Below are 17599 nucleotides of genomic sequence, written 5' to 3'. Positions count from 1 at the left end.
GCGACCGACCAGACGTCCCGCTCCGGCGCCGGCTGAGAATCATGCCCGGTACGGGTGGCATCGCGCCACACGTGGTCGTCACCGGACCCGGTGGACGGGTCGGCTGGCGCGGGCTCCGGGCCGTCGGCGCCGGTGGCCGGGGCGGGCGCGTCCCGGGGCTGGCTGGGTGGCCCCGGCGGGCTGGTCGCGGGCGGCTCCGCCGGGGCGAACGCCCGGAGCAGGCTGGCCACGCCCGCCGCGAGGTCACCGGCGCCGGTGGCCAGTCGTTCGGCGAATTCGGGACTCGGGTCGCGCAACGCGGCGATGCCCCGACAGACCGGACAGACGCAGCATTCGGCGGATCCGGTGGCGAAACCGCCACCGGCGCCGGACTGACCACCGGGGGCGGCACTGTGACCGAGGACACCGGCCAGCATCCCGCCCAGCGGGCTCCAGGCGCCGCCCGCCGAGCCGGCGGAGGCCAGCCGCGCCCCCGCGAGCAGGGTGGCGACCAGCCGCTCCGCCTCTTCCCGGGCCGAACCCGGATCCGTTCCGCCCATGGTCGGCTCCTCTACCGTGCCGCCGTCCGCGTCACTGCGCCGCACCGGGTGCTTCTACCCGGTGCTTGAGCTGCTTCAACGCGGTGTCCATGATCATCTTCTCGGCCTTGCGCCGAAACATGCCGAGCATGCCCACGGAGAGTTCGACCTCCAGGGTGTAGGTCACCGTGGTGCCGCCGTCCGGGTTGCCCACCAGGTCGTACGAACCGCGCTGGCTCTTCTGCATCTTCGAGGGCGCCACCAGGTGCCACTCGATCCGGGACAGGTCCTCGGCGTACTCGTAGGCGAGCACGTACTCGTCGGCCATCACCCCGGCGTCGATGGTGAACCGCACCTGGCTGGCGTAGCCGTCCTCGTACTCCTCGATGACCTCGGCCCGGCGCACCGCCTCGGTCCACTCCGGGTAGCGCGCGAAGTCGCAGATGACCGCCGTCACCCGGTCCGGTGACGCGCCGATGATGATCGACTGGGTGGAGGAGTCCGCCATGGGGGGAGGCTACCCGGCGGGCACCGCCAGCGCGCCACGCCGCCCCTCACCGCGCGGGGCGACGCGGGCTCGACACCCGACGGCGCGCCGTGGACCGACCACCAGATGCCCGACCGACCATCCTGCCTACTCCACGCGACCCGACCGCCCGGTAGGTTTCGACAGAGCCGACGCCCACGGCGGCCGACCCGACCAGTGGAAGCACGAAGGAGTGCAGGTGCGCGAGTTCTCCGTTCCGCCGATCGTCACCGTTGGCGACGCGGCCAACCTCACCGATCCGGTCTGGGACAACGCCGAGGTCGCGCCGGACGCCGTGCAGTTCGTCCGCCGTACCGACGGCACGACCTGGACGGACGTGACCTGCCGGCAGTTCCGTGACGAGGTGGTGGCGGTGGCCCGCGGGCTGATCGCCGCCGGCATCCAGCCGGGCGTCCGGGTCGCGCTGATGAGCCGCACCCGCTACGAGTGGACGCTGCTGGACTACGCCATCTGGGCGGCCGGAGCGGTCACCGTACCGATCTACGAGACCTCCAGTTCCGAGCAGGCCGCCTGGATCCTCGCCGACTCCGGCGCGGTCGCCGTGGTGGTGGAGACCGACGCGCACGCCGGCCTGATCGCCGACGTCCGGGACCGGCTGCCCGAGCTGGAGCGCGTCTGGCAGTTCGACCGCGGCGGGGTCGACGAGCTGGTCACGGCCGGCGTCGCGGTCGACGTGGCCGAGGTGGAGCAGCGCCGCAAGGCGGCCCGCGCCGACGACCTGGCCACGATCATCTACACCAGCGGCACCACCGGCCGACCCAAGGGCTGCGTGCTCACCCACCGCAACATGTACGCCGACATCGCCAACGCGGTGCCGGTGCTGCCCAACCTGTTCCACCCCGGCGCTTCCACCCTGCTCTTCCTGCCGCTGGCGCACGCCTTCGCCCGGCTGATCCAGATCGGCGTGGTGCAGGCCCGCGCCACCATGGCGCACAGCGCCGACACCAGGAACCTGGTCGCCGAGCTGCAGGAGTTCCGGCCGACCTTCGTGCTGTCCGTCCCCCGGGTGTTCGAGAAGGTCTACAACGCGGCCAAGCAGAAGGCCGAGGCCGACGGCAAGGGCGGTATCTTCGCGCGCGCCGAGCAGGTCGCCATCGCGTACAGCGAGGCGCTGGAGACCTCCCGCGGGCCCGGCCTGGCCCTGCGCGCCCAGCACGCGGTCTTCGACCGGCTGGTCTACGGCAAGCTGCGTGCCGCGCTCGGCGGCCGGTGCCGGGACGCCATCTCCGGCGGCGCGCCGCTCGGCGCCCGACTCGGCCACTTCTTCCGCGGCATCGGCGTGACGGTCCTCGAAGGCTACGGGCTGACCGAGACCTCGCCCGCCGCGGCGGCGAACCTGCCCACCGGCACCCGGATCGGCACCGTCGGCCGGCCGCTGCCCGGCGTGACCATCCGGATCGACGACGACGGCGAGATCCTGATCTCCGGCGACCTGATCTTCCAGGGCTACTGGCACAACGAGGCGGCGACCGCCGAGGCGCTCACCGCCGACGGCTGGTTCCGCACCGGCGACCTGGGCCAGCTCGACACCGACGGCTACCTCAGCATCACCGGCCGGAAGAAGGAGCTGATCGTGACCGCGGGCGGCAAGAACGTCGCCCCGGCGGTGCTGGAGGACCAGGTCCGCGCCCACCCCCTGATCAGCCAGTGCGTCGTGGTCGGCGACCGGCAGCCGTTCATCGCGGCCCTGGTCACCATCGACGAGGAGGCGTTGCCCGCCTGGTTGGAGTCGGCCGGGCTGCCCGCCGACACCCGGGTCGAGGAGCTGCGCGAGCACGAGGGCCTGCGCTCGGAGATCCAGTCCGCGATCGACAGCGCGAACCGGGCCGTCTCCAAGGCCGAGGCGATCAAGGTGTTCCGCGTCCTGCCCCGCGACTTCGCCGAGGCCACCGGCGAGCTGACCCCGTCGCTCAAGGTCAAGCGGCAGGTTGTCCACAAGACGTACGCGGCGGAGATCGCCGATATCTACCGGGGCTGACTACCATCCGTCACGTGCCCGCATCGACATCCGCCGCACCACACCCGCATCCCCTCGCCGCGGCCGCCCGCCTGGTGATGCTGGCGCTGGTCGCCATCCTGACCCTGTTCGCCACCCGCGACGTCACCCAGCTGTGGTGGATCGCGCTGCTGGCGATCGCCGGGCTGCCCTCGCTGCTGGCCCCTCAGCACCGGCTGATCGGGCCGCTGAGCCGGGTGGCCGAGGTGATCGTGCTGGGGCTGGCCGCGAGCCAGGTGGCCGCGGTCGCGTCGATCGGCGGCACGGTCGACGGGCTCGGCGCCTCGGCGGTGCTGCCCTACCTGGCGGTGCCGGTGACCGTCACCGCGCTGCGCCGCCGCTTCTCCGAGGGCGCCGCGCTGCTCGCGGTCACCGCCGCCACCCTGCTGGTCAGCGGGGCGCTCACCGAGGTCGGCGGGGAGCGTCAGCTCGGCCAGCTCGGCTACCTCGCGGTCTGCGCGCAGTGGCTGATCCTCGCCGCGCTGGGCCTCTACGCCGCCGGCACGCTGCACCGGGTGATGGCGGTACGCGGTGAGGGCAAACCCCAGCCGTACGCCGAGGCGACCCGGCTGCTGACCCAGCTCCGCACGGTGGCCCGGCAGCTTCCCGGGGCGACCCTGGACCCGGGCGGCATCTCCGAGCACCTGCTGGAGGAGCTGCGCACGGTGGCGCGGGCGGACCGGGGGGCGGTGCTGTCGGCCAGTGGCGGCGGCCGGCTCGTGGTGCTCGCCCAGGCCGGGCTGGACCGGGTGGACTGGGAGACGACGCTGGACGCGGACTCGGCGATCGCCGACGCCTGGGCCAGCCAGCAGGCCACGACGGCCGCGCGGTCGCAGTCCCGCTCGCACCGGGGCGGCGACGTCTCCGCGTTGATCGTTCCGCTGGTCGCCGGGGTGCGCACGGTGGGGCTGGTGGTGCTGGAGGCGGACGCCGCGCAGGCGTACCCGCCGCCGGTGGTGTCCCGGGTGACCGCGCTGACCCGGCCGGCCGCGCTGCGCCTGGAGGCGGCGCTGCTCTTCGACGAGGTCCGCTCGCTGGCCACCAACGAGGAGCGGCAGCGCCTGGCACGGGAGATCCACGACGGGGTGGCGCAGGAGCTGGTGATGGTCGGCTACGGCATCGACAATGCCCTGGCCACCGTCTTCGACGACGCCGACGAGACCGCCGAGGCGCTGCGTACGCTGCGCGGCGAGGTGACCCGGGTGATCACCGAGCTGCGGCTGAGCCTGTTCGAGCTGCGCAGCGAGGTGGACCGGCAGGGCGGGCTGGCCGCTGCGATCGCCGAGTACGCGCGCACCGTGGGCGCCTCCGGCGGGCTGCGGGTGCACCTGTCGCTGGACGAGTCCACCGCGCGGCTGCCGGCGGCCACCGAGGCCGAGTTGCTGCGCATCGCGCAGGAGGCGGTCACCAACGCGCGCAAGCACGCCGGGGCCTCCAATCTCTGGGTCACGTGCGAGGTGGACCCGCCGTACGCGCAAATTGAAGTGTCGGATGACGGTCAGGGGATGGCTGACCAGCGGCCCGACGGGCGGTACGGTCTTGCGATCATGGCCGAGAGGGCGGAACGTATCCGGGGCCGGTTGGAGATCAGGCCCCGGCAACCGAGCGGCACAACCGTGGCGGTGGTTCTCGGCACCTCGCCCCGGCGCGATAACCTGCGCGGTAGCGCAGCAGCAGAAGGGGAGTAACCCGAGGATGACCACCAGTCCGACACCGGCCACCCGCACCAAGGTCCTCCTTGTCGACGACCACGACCTGATTCGCAAGGGCCTGCGGCACGCCTTCGAGCGCGACCGTCAGTTCGAGGTCGTCGGTGAGGCCGCCACGGCGGCAGAGGGGGTACGCCAGGCCGGTGCGCTTCAGCCGGACGTGGTGATCATGGATCTCCGGCTGCCCGACGGCAGCGGCCTCGAGGCCACCCGGGCGCTGCGCAAGTCCAGCGCCTCGATGGGCATCGTGGTGCTGACCATGTACGCCGGCGACGACCAGCTCTTCGGCGCCCTGGAGGCCGGCGCGAGCGCCTTCGTGCCGAAGACCGCCCCGGCCGACGAGGTGGTGGCCGCCGCGCGGCACGCCGCCTCCTCGCCGAGCGCGTTCACCGCGGCCGACCTGGCCGAGGCGATGAAGCGCCGGCTCGCCCCGTCCGGTCCGCAGCTCTCCCCGCGGGAGGGGCAGGTCCTGCGGCTGCTCGCCGACGGGATGAGCGTGGCCGGCATCGCCAAGCAGCTGTTCGTCAGCGAGTCCACGGCCAAGACGCACATCTCCAAGCTGTACGAGAAGCTCGGTGCGGCCAACCGGGCGCAGGCGCTGATGACCGCGCTCCGGCTCGGCCTGCTCGAGGCGCCGGACGCCCCGAAGTTCTGACCCGCCCCCGCTCGTCGAGCGGGACGCCGGGACCGAAGGTCCGCGCCAGCTCCGGCCGGCGCGGACCTTCGCGTATCGACCGACGTCGGCGGGAACCTCGCGGCGCGCTATGGTCTGGCGGGAACGTGCGGGGCACAATACCCGCGCGGGCGACGACGCCCGCGTCGCGGACTCGAAGGGTGATCGCATGCAGCGGCCGGACTGGGCACCCGAGACCATCGACATCGAGCGCCCGAGCGTCGCGCGGATGTACGACTACTACCTCGGCGGCTCCCACAACTTCGCGGCCGACCGGGCCGCGGCGCAGGCGATGGTGGCCGCGGTGCCGGAGGCGCCCCTGATGGCCCAGGCCAACCGGGCGTTCCTGCGCCGGGCGGTGCACCATCTCGCCGAGGCGGGGATCCGGCAGTTCCTGGACATCGGCTCGGGCATTCCCACGGTCGGGAACGTGCACGAGATCGCCCAGCGGCTCGACCCGGAGTCCCGGGTCGTCTATGTGGACGTCGACCCCGTGGCCGTGGCGCACAGCCGCGAGATCCTGGCCGGCAACGACCGCGCGGTGGTGGTGCAGGAGGACCTGCGGCACCCGGAGAAGATCCTGACCCACCCCGACGTCCGCAAGCTGCTCGACCTGGACCAGCCGGTGGCCGTGATGATCGTGGCCGTGCTGCACTTCGTCTCCGACGAGGACCGTCCGTCGGAGCTGCTGCGCACCCTGCGCGAGGCGCTGGCCCCGGGCAGCTACCTGGTGCTGTCGCAGGCCAGCGACGACGGGCGCAGCCAGGACGAGCGGGCCGAGGCGGAGCGGGTCTACCGGCGTACCGACAACCCGCTCTGGGTCCGCAGCCGGGCCGAGTTGACCGCGCTCTTCGACGGGTTCGAACTGCTGGACCCGGGCGTGGTCTGGGTGCCGCAGTGGCGGCCGGACACTCCGGAGAGCGCGGAGGACGCCGAGCGCGCTGTCTTCATGGGCGGCGTCGGGCGCCTCGGTGGCTGAGTCGCCCGGGGCGACCACCTGCCCGGGCACGTTCGCCAGGGCCTGGGCCAAGGCCGTCTCCGGCACCAGCTACCTGCCGATGACCCAGGCCCAGTTGGAGACCCTGCTGCACCGGCTCACCGGGCAGCTGGCCGGCGCGCTGCTCGCCGAGCCGTTCGACCTCCGCGCCGGTCATCGGGTGGGTGCCGAACTGGTCGCCGCGCACATCGCCTCCGCGGAGGGGCTGGGCCGTACCGTCGAGGTCATCCAACTCCGGCTGATCCGCGACCTGGGGCTGGTGGCCGAGGAGGTCGAGGACCGGCTGGCGCGGCTGCTCGCCGCCGTGGCGACCGGCTACGCGCGGGCCCTGCGGGACCGGACGCTCGACGAGCAGGAGTCGATCCGCAGGGCCGCCATGATGGCCCGGACGCAGGCCGAGCGGGCGCTACGGGCCAGCGAGGCGCGGTTCCGGCACCAGGCCACCCACGACCCCCTCACCGGCCTGCCCAACCGGACGCTATTCACCGAGCGGCTCACCGCCGCGCTCAACGAGCCGGGCCGGGGCGCGCAGCGGGTCGGCGTGTGCTTCCTCGACCTGGACCGGTTCAAGGTCGTGAACGACACGCTGGGGCACCAGGCCGGCGATCGACTGTTGATCACCGTGGCCGAGCGGCTGTGCCAGACCGTGGGCGAGCACCTGGTGGCCCGACTCGGTGGGGACGAGTTCGTCATCCTGGTGGAGCGCAGCGGCGGCACCGACGACATGGTGGCGGTGGCCGAAGCCGCGCTGGCCGCCGTCCGGACACCGGCACTGGTGGACGGGCACGAGCTCCAGGTCTCGGCGAGCATCGGCATCGTCGAGCGCCAGGTCGCCGGCGCCAACCCCAGTGACCTCATGCGGGCCGCCGACAGCACCCTGCACTGGGCGAAGTCGGCCGGCGGCGCGAGCTGGGCGCTCTACGACGCCGAGCGCAACCGACGTGAGCTGGCCCGGTACGCGCTCTCCGCGGCCATCCCGGCCGCGTTGGAGCGAGGCGAGTTCTACCTCGACTACCAGCCGCTGACCTCGCTTCGCGACGGCCGGCTGATCGGCGTGGAGGCGCTGGTTCGCTGGCGCCACCCGGAGCTGGGTGTGCTGCGGCCGGACAGCTTCATCGGGCTGGCCGAGGAGACCGGGCTGATCGTGCAGCTGGGCGGGTGGGTGCTGGCCGAGGCGTGCCGGGAGGCGGAGGCCTGGTCGGCCGGCGGGACGGCCGCGCCGTTCGTGAGCGTGAACCTGGCGGTCCGGCAGGTGCACCGGCCCGGACTGGTGCAGGAGGTGCGCGCCCTGCTGCGACAGACCGGGCTGCCGCCGGAGCGACTCCAGTTGGAGATCACCGAGAGCACGATGATGAGCACGGCCAAGGAGCCGGTGCGCGCCCTGCGGGTCCTGGCGGACCTCGGCGTACGGATCGCCATCGACGACTTCGGCACGGGCTACAGCAATCTGGCGTACCTGCGGGACCTGCCGGTGACCGAGCTGAAGGTGGCCGGGGAGTTCGTGGCCGGGCTGCGGTCGCCGTCGGTCGGACGCACCGACGAGCGGATCCTCGCCTCGCTGGTTTCGCTGGCGCACGCACTGGACCTGACGGTGACCGCCGAGGGGGTGGAGACCGCCGGGCAGGCCGAGCGGCTGCGGGCGATCGGCTGCGACGCCGCCCAGGGCTGGCACTTCGGCCGGCCCGCCCCCGCCGATCGGATCCTGGCCCGCATCCGCTGACCACCGCACCGCCCCAGCACTGCCGCCCCGTCACTGCCGCCCGGCACTGCCGTGACCTGCCGCTGCCGCCGGTCCACTGACCTCCCGCTGCCGCCGGTCGAGTGCAGCCCCTCAGGGCCGTGCGGTCGGACAACCGCCATACCTCACAGGCATATTTATGACTGAGGTATACCGCTTGAGAGGGCGAGCGCCCAGACACCGACGGCCGCGTCCCGTGCCGTCGGGCATCGGCGGGCCGGAGCAGAGTAGACAGTGTCTACGCCAGGGTGGTAGACACTGTCTATGAGTGAGGACGCGGGCGTCCGGGCCCGACTGGTGGCCGCCGGGGTGGACCTGGTGCTGCGCGAGGGCCAGTCGGCGGTGTCACTGCGGGAGATCGCCCGCCGGGCCGGTGTCTCGCACGGCGCACCCCGGCGCTACTTCCCCACCCACGTCGACCTGCTCTCCGCCATCGCGCGGGAGGGTTTCGCCGACCTCTCCGCCCGCGTCCAGGAGACGATGCGCGCGGCCGGCTCCGACCCGCGCGCCCGGCTGGTCGCGCTCGGCCGGATGTACCTCGACTTCGCGGCGGCGCACCGCGGGATGTTCGAGCTGATGTTCCGGCACGACCTCCTGGACAGCGGTCGGCTACAGCTGCGCGAGACGAGCCTGCCCCTGTTCGCCGTCCTGGCCGACCTGGTGGCTCAGGTACGCCGGCCGACCGACGCACCGGCCCCGGTGCTCGCCGGCGCGCTCTGGGCCAACCTGCACGGCATAGCCCAGCTCTGGGCCTGGGGCAGCCTGCCGCTGGCCACGGGCACCACCGAGGACGACGCCCTGCTGCACGCCGCGCTGGACGCCCACCTGGGCCCGGCCCCCGACTGACCCATCCGATCCGCACCGGAGGACACGTGCCCCTGCTGTACGACCTCACCAAGCTGACCGTCGGCACCACGCTGCGGCTGGGCTGGCGGCCGCGCGTGGAAGGGCTCGAACACCTGCCCCGGCGCGGCGGCGCGATCCTCGCCGGCAACCACCTCTCCGTCGCCGACGAGCTGTTCCTCGTCAGCGTGACGCCACGGCACGTCACCTTCTGGGCCAAGTCCGAGTACTTCAGTGGCCGCGGTCCCGGCGGCTGGCTCAACCGGCGGATCGTCGCCGGCATGGGCGCGATCCGGGTCGAGCGCGCCGGCGGCCGGGCCGCCCTCAGCGCCCTCGACGCCGCCGTGCCGGTGCTGCGCGCCGGCGGCCTGGTCGCCGTCTATCCCGAGGGCACCCGCTCCCCGGACGGGCGTCTCTACCGGGGCCGCGTCGGCATGACCCGACTGGCGCGCGACGCCGAGGTGCCGATCATCCCGGTCGGCGTGCTCGGCACCGCCGAGGTGCTGCCCGTCGACGCGCGGCTGCCGCGCCGGCACCCGGTCAGCCTGCGCTTCGGCCCGCCGATCCCGGTCGCCGGCCGGATCAACGGCCCACGCGACATCCGGACGATCACCGACGAGGTGATGGCGGCGATCCAGCGGCTCACCGGCCAGGAGTACGTGCCGCGCTACGCCCCGCCCCGGTCGACTGCCACCTGAAGCGCGGGGGTCAGCCGGCGAGCAGGGCCGCCATCCGCTGCGCCTGCGCCTCCCAGCGCCACTCCCGCTCCACCCAGGCGCGACCCGCCGCGCCCAGTTGGCGCGCCAGGTCCCGGTCGGCGAGCAGCCGGGCCACCCGGTCCGCGAGCTGGGCGACGTCGCGGCCACGGACCACGTAGCCGGTCTCCCCCTCGCGCACCGCATCCGGCGCGCCTCCGGAGTCACCGGCCACCACCGGCAGGCCCGTCGCGGACGCCTCCAGATAGACGATGCCCAGCCCCTCCACGTCCAGCCCACGGTTGCGGGTGCGGCAGGGCATCGCGTACACGTCGCCGGCCGCGTAGTGCGCCGGCAACTCGGCCGCCGGCACCGAACCGGTGAAGACCACGTCCCGTTCCACCCCGGCCTGCCGGGCCAGCTTCTCCAGGGTCGCCCGGTACGGCCCGCCGCCGACGATCAGCAGCGCCGCGTCGGGCACCCGGCGGCGGATCTCCGGCAGCGCCCGGATCAGCATGTCCTGCCCCTTGCGCGGCACCAACCGGGACACACAGACCACCACCGGCCGGTCGGTCAGCCCCAGCCGGGCCCGGACGGGCTCGCCGTCCACGGTCGGGTGGTAGGTGTCCACGTCGACGCCGGGCGCCAGCCGGCGCAGCTCGGTCAGCCCGTCCAGCACACGGGCGAGCCGGCTGCGGGTGTATTCGCCGAGGTAGGTGGTGACGTCGACGCCACGACCGATCCGGCGCAGCGCCGGCCGGGCGGCGGGCAACGCCGCCCAACCGACCTCGTGGCCGTGGGTCTGCGCCACGACGCGGCGCACCCCGGCCCGCCGACGCAGGCCGGCGGCGAGCAGCCCGAGCGGGGCCGCCGCGCCGAACCACACGGTGTCGCAGTCGTACGCGCGGGCCAGCCGCGCCGCCCGACGGGCGATCAGCGGAGTGGGCAGCAGCACCCGGGTGCGTTCCCGGATCACCTCGAACGGCTGGTCGGCGTCGAACTTCGCCGCCCCGCGCCAGCTCGACGCGTACACGACCACCGAGCCGGCCGGCTGACGCACCGCGAGGTTGTGCACGAAGGACTGGATCCCGCCCGGGCGAGGCGGGAAGTCGTTGGTGATCAGCAGCGTGCGGTTCATCGGCCGGCCTCCCGGGCGTACGCGCGGGCGGCGGCCATCCGCTCCACTGTGGACGGGTGTGAGGCCGAGTAGAGGTATTCCCAGCGCGGCGGGTCCGGGTCGCCGAGGTTGACCGAGCCGAGCCGGCGCTGCATCGACTCGAAGGCGACCGGGTCACGGGTGAGCGCGAGCGCGTGCGCGTCGGCCCGTGCCTCCACCCGCCGGGACATCAGCGCCTGCACCGGCGCGGCGACCAGCCCGGCCACCGTGACCAGGGCGACCAGCAACGGAAACGCGCGCGGGTGGGCGACCGAGTCGACGCCGGCCAGCCGTAGCAGCGGCCCCCAGGAGCCGAGCAGGTAGAGCGCCACCACCGCGGCGGCGGCACCGAGCGCCCCGGTCAGCGTGCCGGCCGCCACGTCCCGGTCCTTCGCGTGCCCCAGCTCGTGCGCCACCACGGCGGTCACCTCCGCCGGGGTGGCCTCGCGCAGCAGCGTGTCGTAGACCACCACCCGCCTGGTCGGCCCCAGACCCGAGACGTACGCGTTGACCGCCCTGGTGCGCCGGGAGGCGTCGGCGACCAGCACGTCGCGCACCGGCACCCCGTCGCGGGCGGCCATGCTCATCAGCTCGGTGCGCAGCGGGCCCTGCTCCATCGGTGTGAACCGGTTGAACACCGGCTCCACCAGCACCGGCAGCACGAACGACAGCAGCACCACCAGCAGGGCCGCGCCGCCCGCGCCGAACGCCCACCACCAGCGCGGCGCGAGCCGGATGACCGCGTAGAAGCCGAACAGCGCCACCGCGCCGATCACCGCGCTGACCGCGTACGACTTGAGCAGGTCGACCGCCCAGCCGCTCCAGCCGTTGGTGCTCAACCCGTAGCGGGTGAGCACGCTCTGCCGCCAGGCAGCGAACGGGAGGGTGAGCAGGTCGGCGACGAGCACCACGGCCAGCCCGCCGAGCACGGCCTGCGCGGCCCAGTGCCCGCCGAACGGCCGGCCCACCAGCTCGACCAGGCGGCTGCCCAGCGGGGTCAGCCCGAGCGCGAGAGCGACCAGCAGGCCGACGACGAGCGCGGTGTAGCCGCCGGGGCGCAGCGCGGCGCGGAACTCCCGCCCCTTGGCCACCTGCTCGGCGGGCAGGTCGCCCAGCGCGGCGAGCTGGTCGGCCCGGGGCGCGGGCGGCCGGTGCCACGGGATCAGCAGCGCGGCGGTCACCACCAGCGCGACGGTCAGCCCGGCGAGGGTCAGCAGCGCCCAGGCGCGCGGGGTCACGCGGACACCGCCGCGCCGGTCGCGCGACCAGCCGTGGCACCGCCGCCGGGAACGGACGCACCGCCGGAAACGAGCACGCCGCCAAAGACGGGCACGCCGCCCGCCGCAGCGCCGACGAGCGTGTCGTCGACCGGCCTGCCGTCGTCGCGTCGTACCCCGCTCATGCCGCCGCTCCTCCCGCCGTGACCGCCCATCCTATGGCCCGCGAAAAGGTCGCATTCGGGCGCGGTCTCGCGCTCAGGCGACCCGGCGGGTGTCGCGACGGCCGGCCTCGCCGGGACGCTCGGGCGTGGCCAGCACCTCGACGTCGAAACCAGCCCGGGCGAGCACCTCGATCGCCTGGACCTCGGCGGCGACCAGACCGGCCGCCGGCGACGTCTCGTCGAACAGGGCGGCCAGCAGGCAGCCGGAACAGCCGTCACCCCGCCTCGCGCACCCGTCGCAGTCGATGAGCATCACGCCTCCTGATCGCTCGCGACGCACGGCCGGCGCACCTTGTGGTCGCCACCCGAGCACCGTCGGTCACATCGACGTTATCCACCGGGTACGACAGAACCGCCCGCACCGGCCGTTGCGGGCTAGATCCACTCCAGATCCGCGATATCGGGGTATCCCGGCCAGCCGGACACCCCGACGTCACCGATCTCGTGTCGATCACGCCGAGCGGCGTTCTGTTTGGACCACCGGCCGCACGGGCACCGGACGACAGTGGTCAACGCCGATGCGTCCTCCGTCGCGGACTTCCACTACTCGCCGCGCCGACACCGCACCGCCATGGTCCTCGTCGCGCTCGCCGCCGCGGCCCTCGTCACCGCCTACGCGGTGGTGTTCGATGAGCCGTGGTGGCAGGTGCTGCTGCGGTTCGGCTTCATCGCCGTCGCCGCCTCGTTGACGCTCCGCTGGTCAATGCGCCGTCAACCTCGCCTGCCCCTGCGGTTGACCGAGGAGGCGCTGCACCTGACCGGACCGGGCGGCACCACACTCACCATCGACTGGGCCAACGTGGCAAGCGCCCAGGTCCGCGGCGCGCTGGATCCTCGACTGGTGGTCAGGCCACTCGACCCCCGGCAGACCCGGCCCCCGATGCAGCCCGGCCACTGGTCGACACCCGGACGCGGGCAATACGAGCTGGTCGTCCAGCTCACCTGGATGACGCCGGACCGCGACGTCCTGCGCCGCGAGCTGGCGCGGCGGCTGTCGACCACGTGACCGGCATCGACCCCGAGCGCCCGCGCCGCCGCCAACCCGCGCCGTCAGCCCTGCGCGTCGAGGTCACGCAGTGCGTAGCGGAGGTGCTCCCACTCCTCGTCGAAGATCACGTGAAGGCAGTGCAGGACGGACACGATGTGCTCGGGCCACCACGCGCTCGGCCGGGACTCGGCGAGCAGGTCCGGCGTGGCGGTCGCGAGGAAGTCGCGCACCATGGCCTGCCGTTCGGCGCGCACCGCAAGGACCGCCTCGAAGGTCGGCTGCTCCGTGGCGAAGACCGACATGTCGAAGCCGTCGGTCTCGTACTCGACGTGTGACTGACCGAGCGGGTGGAACGGCTGCGGTAGGCGCAGGACCGCCTTGCCCAGCCACGCGTCGGCGGCGAACGCGAGATGCCGCAACGTCTGCGCGAACGACCACTCGCCGCCGACCGGGACGTCGACCGCGCCGTCGGGCATGGATTGGACCCGGTCGACCGCCGCCGCCCAGGCCCGTTCGAGCGCCGCCCACGCCGCGCGCAGGTCGGCCGGGTCGGTGGCGTGCCTCAGGTCGCGGCCGGGGAACCGGCGGTTGAGCTCGGCCTCGACGAGCGGCACGACATCGACACCGTTGACCAGGAGCGCGCCGTCGGCCAGCCACGGCGCGTCGATGTCCAGACCGGCCACGTCGACGCCGCGCATCACCGCGCCCGCCAGCGTCGACCTGGTGAACCGCGCACCGCGCAGGTTTCGGTCGACGAAGACCGTGACGTCGTCCTGAATCATCGCGACTCCCCTCCCCCGGCGGTCGCGGCGATGCTAGCGCGCGCGTCCGACAGGCACGGGCCGGCGCGGTCAGGAGCGGGCGAGCCGCCGCAGCAGCGAGTCGGCGCCCAGCGGGTACGCCCCGTGCCGGCGTACCCCGTCGGCGACCTCGCGGTCGGAGGAGACCACGACCACCGGCCGGCCCGCCGGCTCGGCGCGGACCAGGCGCCGGATCAGCTCGTCGGCGGTCTCGCCCTTGCGGGAGAAGAGCACCCGTACGCCGCGCGGCGCCGGCGGCAGCCCGTGCATCCGTTCCGCCCCGTCGAAGACCACGGTGACCTCGTCGCCGGTCTGCGCGGCGATCCCGCCCAGGCCGGTGATCAGGCGTTTGCGCTGCTGTTCCAGGGACATCTCGCCGAAGCCGCGCTTGGTGACGTTGTAGCCGTCCACCACCAGGTGCGCCCGGGGCAGGGCGAGCAGCTGGTCGAGCCGGGCCGGGTCGTCGGTGTCCCGGGCGCGGGCGGCGGGGCTGGCCGGGGCGGTGCCCGGCTGCTCGGCGAACGCGTCGGCGACGAAGTCCGCAGGGAGCTTGTCGACCGGGTCGAGCGCCAGCTCGCGGCGCAGCCCGACGGCGGCCTGACCGATGGTCTCCAGCAGCAGCCAGAGCCGGGCGTCGTCGACCGAGCGGGCCTCCTTGGCGCTGGCCCGGGCCACCCCGGCGGCCGCCTCCGCCTCGGCCAGTCGGGCGCGGGCGCGGCGCAGCTCGGCGTCCACGTCGGCGCTGGCGCGGGCAGCCCGGCCGCGTTCGGTGGCCAGCAGCTCGGTGGCCTTGCGCTCGCGGGCCTGGGTTTCCCGCAGGGTGCGGGCCAGCTGCCGGGACTCCTCGCGGAGCTGACCCAGCTCCTCACGGACGCGGGCCAGCTCGTCGCGGAGCTTCTCCGCCTCGACCCGGGCCACCGCCCGGTCGTGCTCGGCGCGGGTGGCGCGCTGCTCGGCCTCGCGGACCAGCTCGGCGACGACCGCGCTGTCCGCCTCGGCGCGCACGGCCGCGCCGCTGGCGTCGATCAGCTCCCGCCAGCCACGTGGACGGGCCAGGTAGGCCAGCGCGGCCACCTCGACCGGGTCGGCGGCGGCGGGCGCGGTGCCCTCGACGACGGCCGCGCCAAGGTCACCGGCGTCGGCCAGGACGCGGGCGGTGACCCGCTGCCGGAAGAGTGGGTCGGCGGTGAGCTGGGCGGCGATGGCCGGGGCACCGAGCCGGGCCCGCCGGTTCGGGGCGAACTTGGCCACCCGGCGCAACGGCACCGGGACCTCGTCGGCCGGGAGGGTGGGCAGCACCGCGGCGGTCAGCGCCACGATCCGCTGGCGGACCGGCTCGGGCAGTGTCGGTTCCGGCTCGACACCCGGGCCGTCGTCCGGCGCCGTCGGGGCTGATGCGTCCGATGGGTCGGTGACTACGTTGTCGTCCGGGTTGCCCGCACCGTCGCGCGCGACCGGATCCTCCTGCGGGAGGTGGTCGTCGTACGGCTCGGTGAGGGGCATGTGGCAAGTCTCCCACCGCGACCGGGCCCACCGCCCGGTGAGTGAGCCGATCTCTCATCCTAGCCCCATGCCGACTGGTGGGGCCGCTGTGACGGGAGTGTCGGACCGGCGCGCTAGCGTGCCGCCGATGGCACAGGCGGAGTACGTCCAGGAGTCCCTCGCCGGTCTCGACCCGGCGGTGGGCGGGGTGGACCCGGCGCTGCCGCTCTACGCGACCACCTTCGTGGTGGTCGACCTGGAGACCACCGGCGGCGCGCCCGACGGCGGCGGCATCACCGAGATCGGCGCGGTCAAGGTGCGCGGCGGCGAGCAGTTGGGCGTGCTGGCCACCCTGGTCAATCCGGGGCAGCCGATCCCCCCGTTCATCACCGTGCTGACCGGCATCACCCAGGCCATGCTGCTGCCGGCGCCGCCGATCGAGCAGGTGCTGCCGAGCTTCCTGGAGTTCATCGCCGACGCGGTCCTGGTGGCCCACAACGCCCCCTACGACGTGGGCTTCCTCAAGGCGGCCTGCGCGAAGCACGGCTACCGCTGGCCCAACCCCCGGGTGCTGGACACGGCGGCGCTGGCCCGCCGGGTGCTGACCCGCGACGAGGTGCCCAACCGCAAGCTGGGCACCCTGGCCGCCTACTTCCGCACCGCCACCCAGCCCACCCACCGCGCCCTGGACGACGCGAAGGCCACCGTCGACGTGCTGCACGGCCTGATCGGCCGGCTCGGCGGGCACCGGGTCGACACGATCGGCGACGCCATCGAGTTCGCCCGGGCGGTCACGCCGACCCAACGCCGCAAGCGACACCTGGCCGAGGGCCTGCCCAAGGTGCCGGGTGTCTACATCTTCCGGGCCGCCGACGACCGGCCGCTCTACGTCGGCACCTCCGGCGACATCGCCACCCGGGTGCGCAGCTACTTCACCGCCGGGGAGAAGCGCGCCCGGATCTCCGAGATGCTGGCCGCGGCCGAGCGGGTCGAGGCGGTGGAGTGCGCGCACTCGCTGGAGGCGGAGGTCCGCGAGCTGCGGTTGATCGCCGCGCACGCCCCGCCGTACAACCGGCGGTCGAAATACCCGGAGCGGATGGTCTGGCTCAAGCTGACCGACGGGCCGTACCCCCGCTTGTCGGTGGTCCGCGACCTCTCCCCCACCGACACCGCCTACCTCGGCCCCTTCACCTCCCGGCGGGCCGCGGAGCTGGCCGCCGCCGGCTTCCACGACGCCGTGCCGCTGCGCCAGTGCACGCACCGGCTCTCCCTGCGCACCGTCACGCCGGCCTGCGCGCTGGCCGAGCTGGGTCGCTGCCCGGCGCCCTGCGAGCACAAGATCACCCCCGAGGAGTACGACCACCGCGCCGCGACGCCGTTCCGCGACGCCACCGCCAGCGACCCGCAGCCGGTGGTGGACGCGCTGCTGGCCCGGATCGACGTGCTCTCCCGCGACCAGCGCTACGAGGAGGCTGCCGTGGTGCGGTCCCGGCTGGCGGCGGTGCTGCGCGCCACCGTGCGGATGCAGCGGCTGGCCGCGCTGACCGGGATCGTCGAGCTGGCCGCGGCCCGGCCGGCCGCCCGGGGCGGCTGGGAGCTGGCCCTGGTCCGGCACGGGCGGTTGGCGGGCGCGGGGGTGTCCCCGCCCGGCGTCCACCCGCGACCCACGCTGAACTCCATCCGGGTCACCGCCGAGACGGTGTCGGGTGGGCACGGTCCGGTGCCGGCGGCCACGGCGGAGGAGTCCGAGCGCATCCTGTCCTGGTTGGAGCGACCGGAGACCCGACTGGTGGAGATGTCCTCCGGTTGGTCCTCCCCGGCGGGTGGCGCGGGGCGTTTCCGTGACCTGCTGGCGAAGGCCGAGAGCGGCGCGTCCCACCAACTCTCGACCGAACGCTCATGACCAAGTGACCGATCGGACTACGTCGACTCGCTTAGGCTGTTAGAGAAGTGCAGTCCTGCCCGATTCGTGGGCCTGCTCCCGGTCGCCGGGTTTCGGCGGCCGAGGGGCCGGGG

General features: G+C 74.1%; 17 protein-coding genes. 9 read left to right on the top strand and 8 right to left on the bottom strand.

Features of this window, described 5'->3' with window-relative positions; all coding sequences use genetic code 11:
- Window positions 1-539: hypothetical protein (locus EAD89_RS23865; RefSeq protein WP_121677278.1), on the bottom strand; the 539-nt coding region annotated here is incomplete at its 3' end.
- A 31-nt stretch (window positions 540-570) separates the two neighbouring features.
- On the bottom strand, window positions 571-1026 hold the full coding sequence (locus EAD89_RS23860) for an SRPBCC family protein (RefSeq protein ID WP_074313136.1): 456 nt from the start codon (window positions 1024-1026) through the stop codon (window positions 571-573).
- Window positions 1027-1243: 217 nt separating this feature from the next.
- On the opposite strand from EAD89_RS23860, the gene EAD89_RS23855 reads away from it, so the two are divergent.
- The 7 genes from EAD89_RS23855 to EAD89_RS23825 all read left to right on the top strand — a co-directional run bounded on the left by EAD89_RS23855 (window position 1244) and on the right by EAD89_RS23825 (window position 9719).
- Window positions 1244-3043 (top strand): long-chain fatty acid--CoA ligase, encoded by a 1800-nt coding sequence (locus tag EAD89_RS23855; protein WP_121677277.1) that lies wholly within the window; start codon window positions 1244-1246, stop codon window positions 3041-3043.
- A gap of 14 nt (window positions 3044-3057) precedes the next feature.
- Window positions 3058-4749 carry a GAF domain-containing sensor histidine kinase gene (locus EAD89_RS23850; protein WP_121655027.1) on the top strand — a complete coding sequence of 564 codons (1692 nt, stop codon included), beginning with the start codon at window positions 3058-3060 and terminating at the stop codon, window positions 4747-4749.
- Between the two features lie 7 nt (window positions 4750-4756).
- The gene (locus tag EAD89_RS23845) at window positions 4757-5425 is read left to right on the top strand and encodes a response regulator transcription factor (RefSeq protein ID WP_007072219.1); all 669 of its coding nucleotides are present in this window, start codon (window positions 4757-4759) and stop codon (window positions 5423-5425) included.
- A 187-nt stretch (window positions 5426-5612) separates the two neighbouring features.
- Entirely contained in the window at window positions 5613-6422 is an 810-nt protein-coding gene (locus EAD89_RS23840) for an SAM-dependent methyltransferase (protein WP_121677276.1), read from the top strand.
- 79 nt (window positions 6423-6501) lie between these two features.
- Entirely contained in the window at window positions 6502-8160 is a 1659-nt protein-coding gene (locus EAD89_RS23835; protein ID WP_199733610.1) for a bifunctional diguanylate cyclase/phosphodiesterase, read from the top strand.
- 282 nt (window positions 8161-8442) lie between these two features.
- Entirely contained in the window at window positions 8443-9024 is a 582-nt protein-coding gene (locus EAD89_RS23830; protein WP_121677273.1) for a TetR/AcrR family transcriptional regulator, read from the top strand.
- Window positions 9025-9050: 26 nt separating this feature from the next.
- Window positions 9051-9719, top strand: coding sequence for a 1-acyl-sn-glycerol-3-phosphate acyltransferase (locus EAD89_RS23825; protein ID WP_121677272.1), 669 nt, complete (start codon window positions 9051-9053; stop codon window positions 9717-9719).
- Window positions 9720-9729: 10 nt separating this feature from the next.
- Here EAD89_RS23825 and EAD89_RS23820 read toward each other — a convergent pair whose 3' ends face one another.
- From EAD89_RS23820 to EAD89_RS23810, 4 genes are all read right to left on the bottom strand, one after another.
- Window positions 9730-10854: a glycosyltransferase family 4 protein gene (locus EAD89_RS23820; RefSeq protein WP_121655032.1), complete on the bottom strand. Its 1125-nt coding sequence runs from the start codon at window positions 10852-10854 to the stop codon at window positions 9730-9732.
- Window positions 10851-12110: a M48 family metallopeptidase gene (locus tag EAD89_RS23815; RefSeq protein ID WP_121655033.1), complete on the bottom strand. Its 1260-nt coding sequence runs from the start codon at window positions 12108-12110 to the stop codon at window positions 10851-10853. Before EAD89_RS23815 ends, EAD89_RS23820 begins: the two co-directional genes overlap by 4 nt.
- A complete protein-coding gene (locus EAD89_RS30545; RefSeq protein WP_158610770.1) occupies window positions 12107-12274 on the bottom strand; it encodes a hypothetical protein in 168 nt (55 codons plus the stop codon). The genes EAD89_RS23815 and EAD89_RS30545 overlap by 4 nt, the downstream gene beginning before the upstream one ends.
- Before the next feature lie 73 nt (window positions 12275-12347).
- The gene (locus EAD89_RS23810; protein ID WP_121655034.1) at window positions 12348-12566 is read right to left on the bottom strand and encodes a hypothetical protein; all 219 of its coding nucleotides are present in this window, start codon (window positions 12564-12566) and stop codon (window positions 12348-12350) included.
- A 252-nt stretch (window positions 12567-12818) separates the two neighbouring features.
- Between EAD89_RS23810 and EAD89_RS23805 the strand changes: the two genes are divergently transcribed.
- Window positions 12819-13319, top strand: coding sequence for a hypothetical protein (locus EAD89_RS23805; RefSeq protein WP_121677271.1), 501 nt, complete (start codon window positions 12819-12821; stop codon window positions 13317-13319).
- Between the two features lie 44 nt (window positions 13320-13363).
- Here the strand turns inward: EAD89_RS23805 and EAD89_RS23800 are convergent, their stop codons facing one another.
- Both EAD89_RS23800 and EAD89_RS23795 read right to left on the bottom strand, forming a co-directional pair.
- Window positions 13364-14083: a DinB family protein gene (locus EAD89_RS23800; RefSeq protein WP_121677270.1), complete on the bottom strand. Its 720-nt coding sequence runs from the start codon at window positions 14081-14083 to the stop codon at window positions 13364-13366.
- Window positions 14084-14152: 69 nt separating this feature from the next.
- Window positions 14153-15604: an NYN domain-containing protein gene (locus EAD89_RS23795; protein ID WP_121677269.1), complete on the bottom strand. Its 1452-nt coding sequence runs from the start codon at window positions 15602-15604 to the stop codon at window positions 14153-14155.
- Window positions 15605-15731: 127 nt separating this feature from the next.
- Between EAD89_RS23795 and EAD89_RS23790 the strand changes: the two genes are divergently transcribed.
- Complete coding sequence (locus EAD89_RS23790) at window positions 15732-17486, top strand: DEDD exonuclease domain-containing protein (RefSeq protein WP_121677268.1); 1755 nt, start codon at window positions 15732-15734, stop codon at window positions 17484-17486.
- Window positions 17487-17599: the final 113 nt, after the last annotated feature.

The organism is Micromonospora sp. BL4 (assembly GCF_003667505.1).
In the GTDB taxonomy this organism is placed as follows: Bacteria; Actinomycetota; Actinomycetes; order Mycobacteriales; family Micromonosporaceae; genus Micromonospora.
This window is presented reverse-complemented; position numbering and strand designations above follow the sequence as displayed.

Excerpts from the sequence above, each read along its gene's own strand:
- EAD89_RS23860 (WP_074313136.1), bottom strand. The coding sequence starts at position 1,026 with ATGGCGGACTCCTCCACCCAGTCGATCATCATCGGCGCGTCACCGGAC.
- EAD89_RS23845 (WP_007072219.1), top strand. The coding sequence starts at position 4,757 with ATGACCACCAGTCCGACACCGGCCACCCGCACCAAGGTCCTCCTTGTC.
- EAD89_RS23840 (WP_121677276.1), top strand. The coding sequence starts at position 5,613 with ATGCAGCGGCCGGACTGGGCACCCGAGACCATCGACATCGAGCGCCCG.
- EAD89_RS23835 (WP_199733610.1), top strand. The coding sequence starts at position 6,502 with ATGACCCAGGCCCAGTTGGAGACCCTGCTGCACCGGCTCACCGGGCAG.
- EAD89_RS23830 (WP_121677273.1), top strand. The coding sequence starts at position 8,443 with ATGAGTGAGGACGCGGGCGTCCGGGCCCGACTGGTGGCCGCCGGGGTG.
- EAD89_RS23820 (WP_121655032.1), bottom strand. The coding sequence starts at position 10,854 with ATGAACCGCACGCTGCTGATCACCAACGACTTCCCGCCTCGCCCGGGC.
- EAD89_RS30545 (WP_158610770.1), bottom strand. The coding sequence starts at position 12,274 with ATGAGCGGGGTACGACGCGACGACGGCAGGCCGGTCGACGACACGCTC.
- EAD89_RS23810 (WP_121655034.1), bottom strand. The coding sequence starts at position 12,566 with ATGCTCATCGACTGCGACGGGTGCGCGAGGCGGGGTGACGGCTGTTCC.
- EAD89_RS23800 (WP_121677270.1), bottom strand. The coding sequence starts at position 14,083 with ATGATTCAGGACGACGTCACGGTCTTCGTCGACCGAAACCTGCGCGGT.
- EAD89_RS23795 (WP_121677269.1), bottom strand. The coding sequence starts at position 15,604 with ATGCCCCTCACCGAGCCGTACGACGACCACCTCCCGCAGGAGGATCCG.
- EAD89_RS23790 (WP_121677268.1), top strand. The coding sequence starts at position 15,732 with ATGGCACAGGCGGAGTACGTCCAGGAGTCCCTCGCCGGTCTCGACCCG.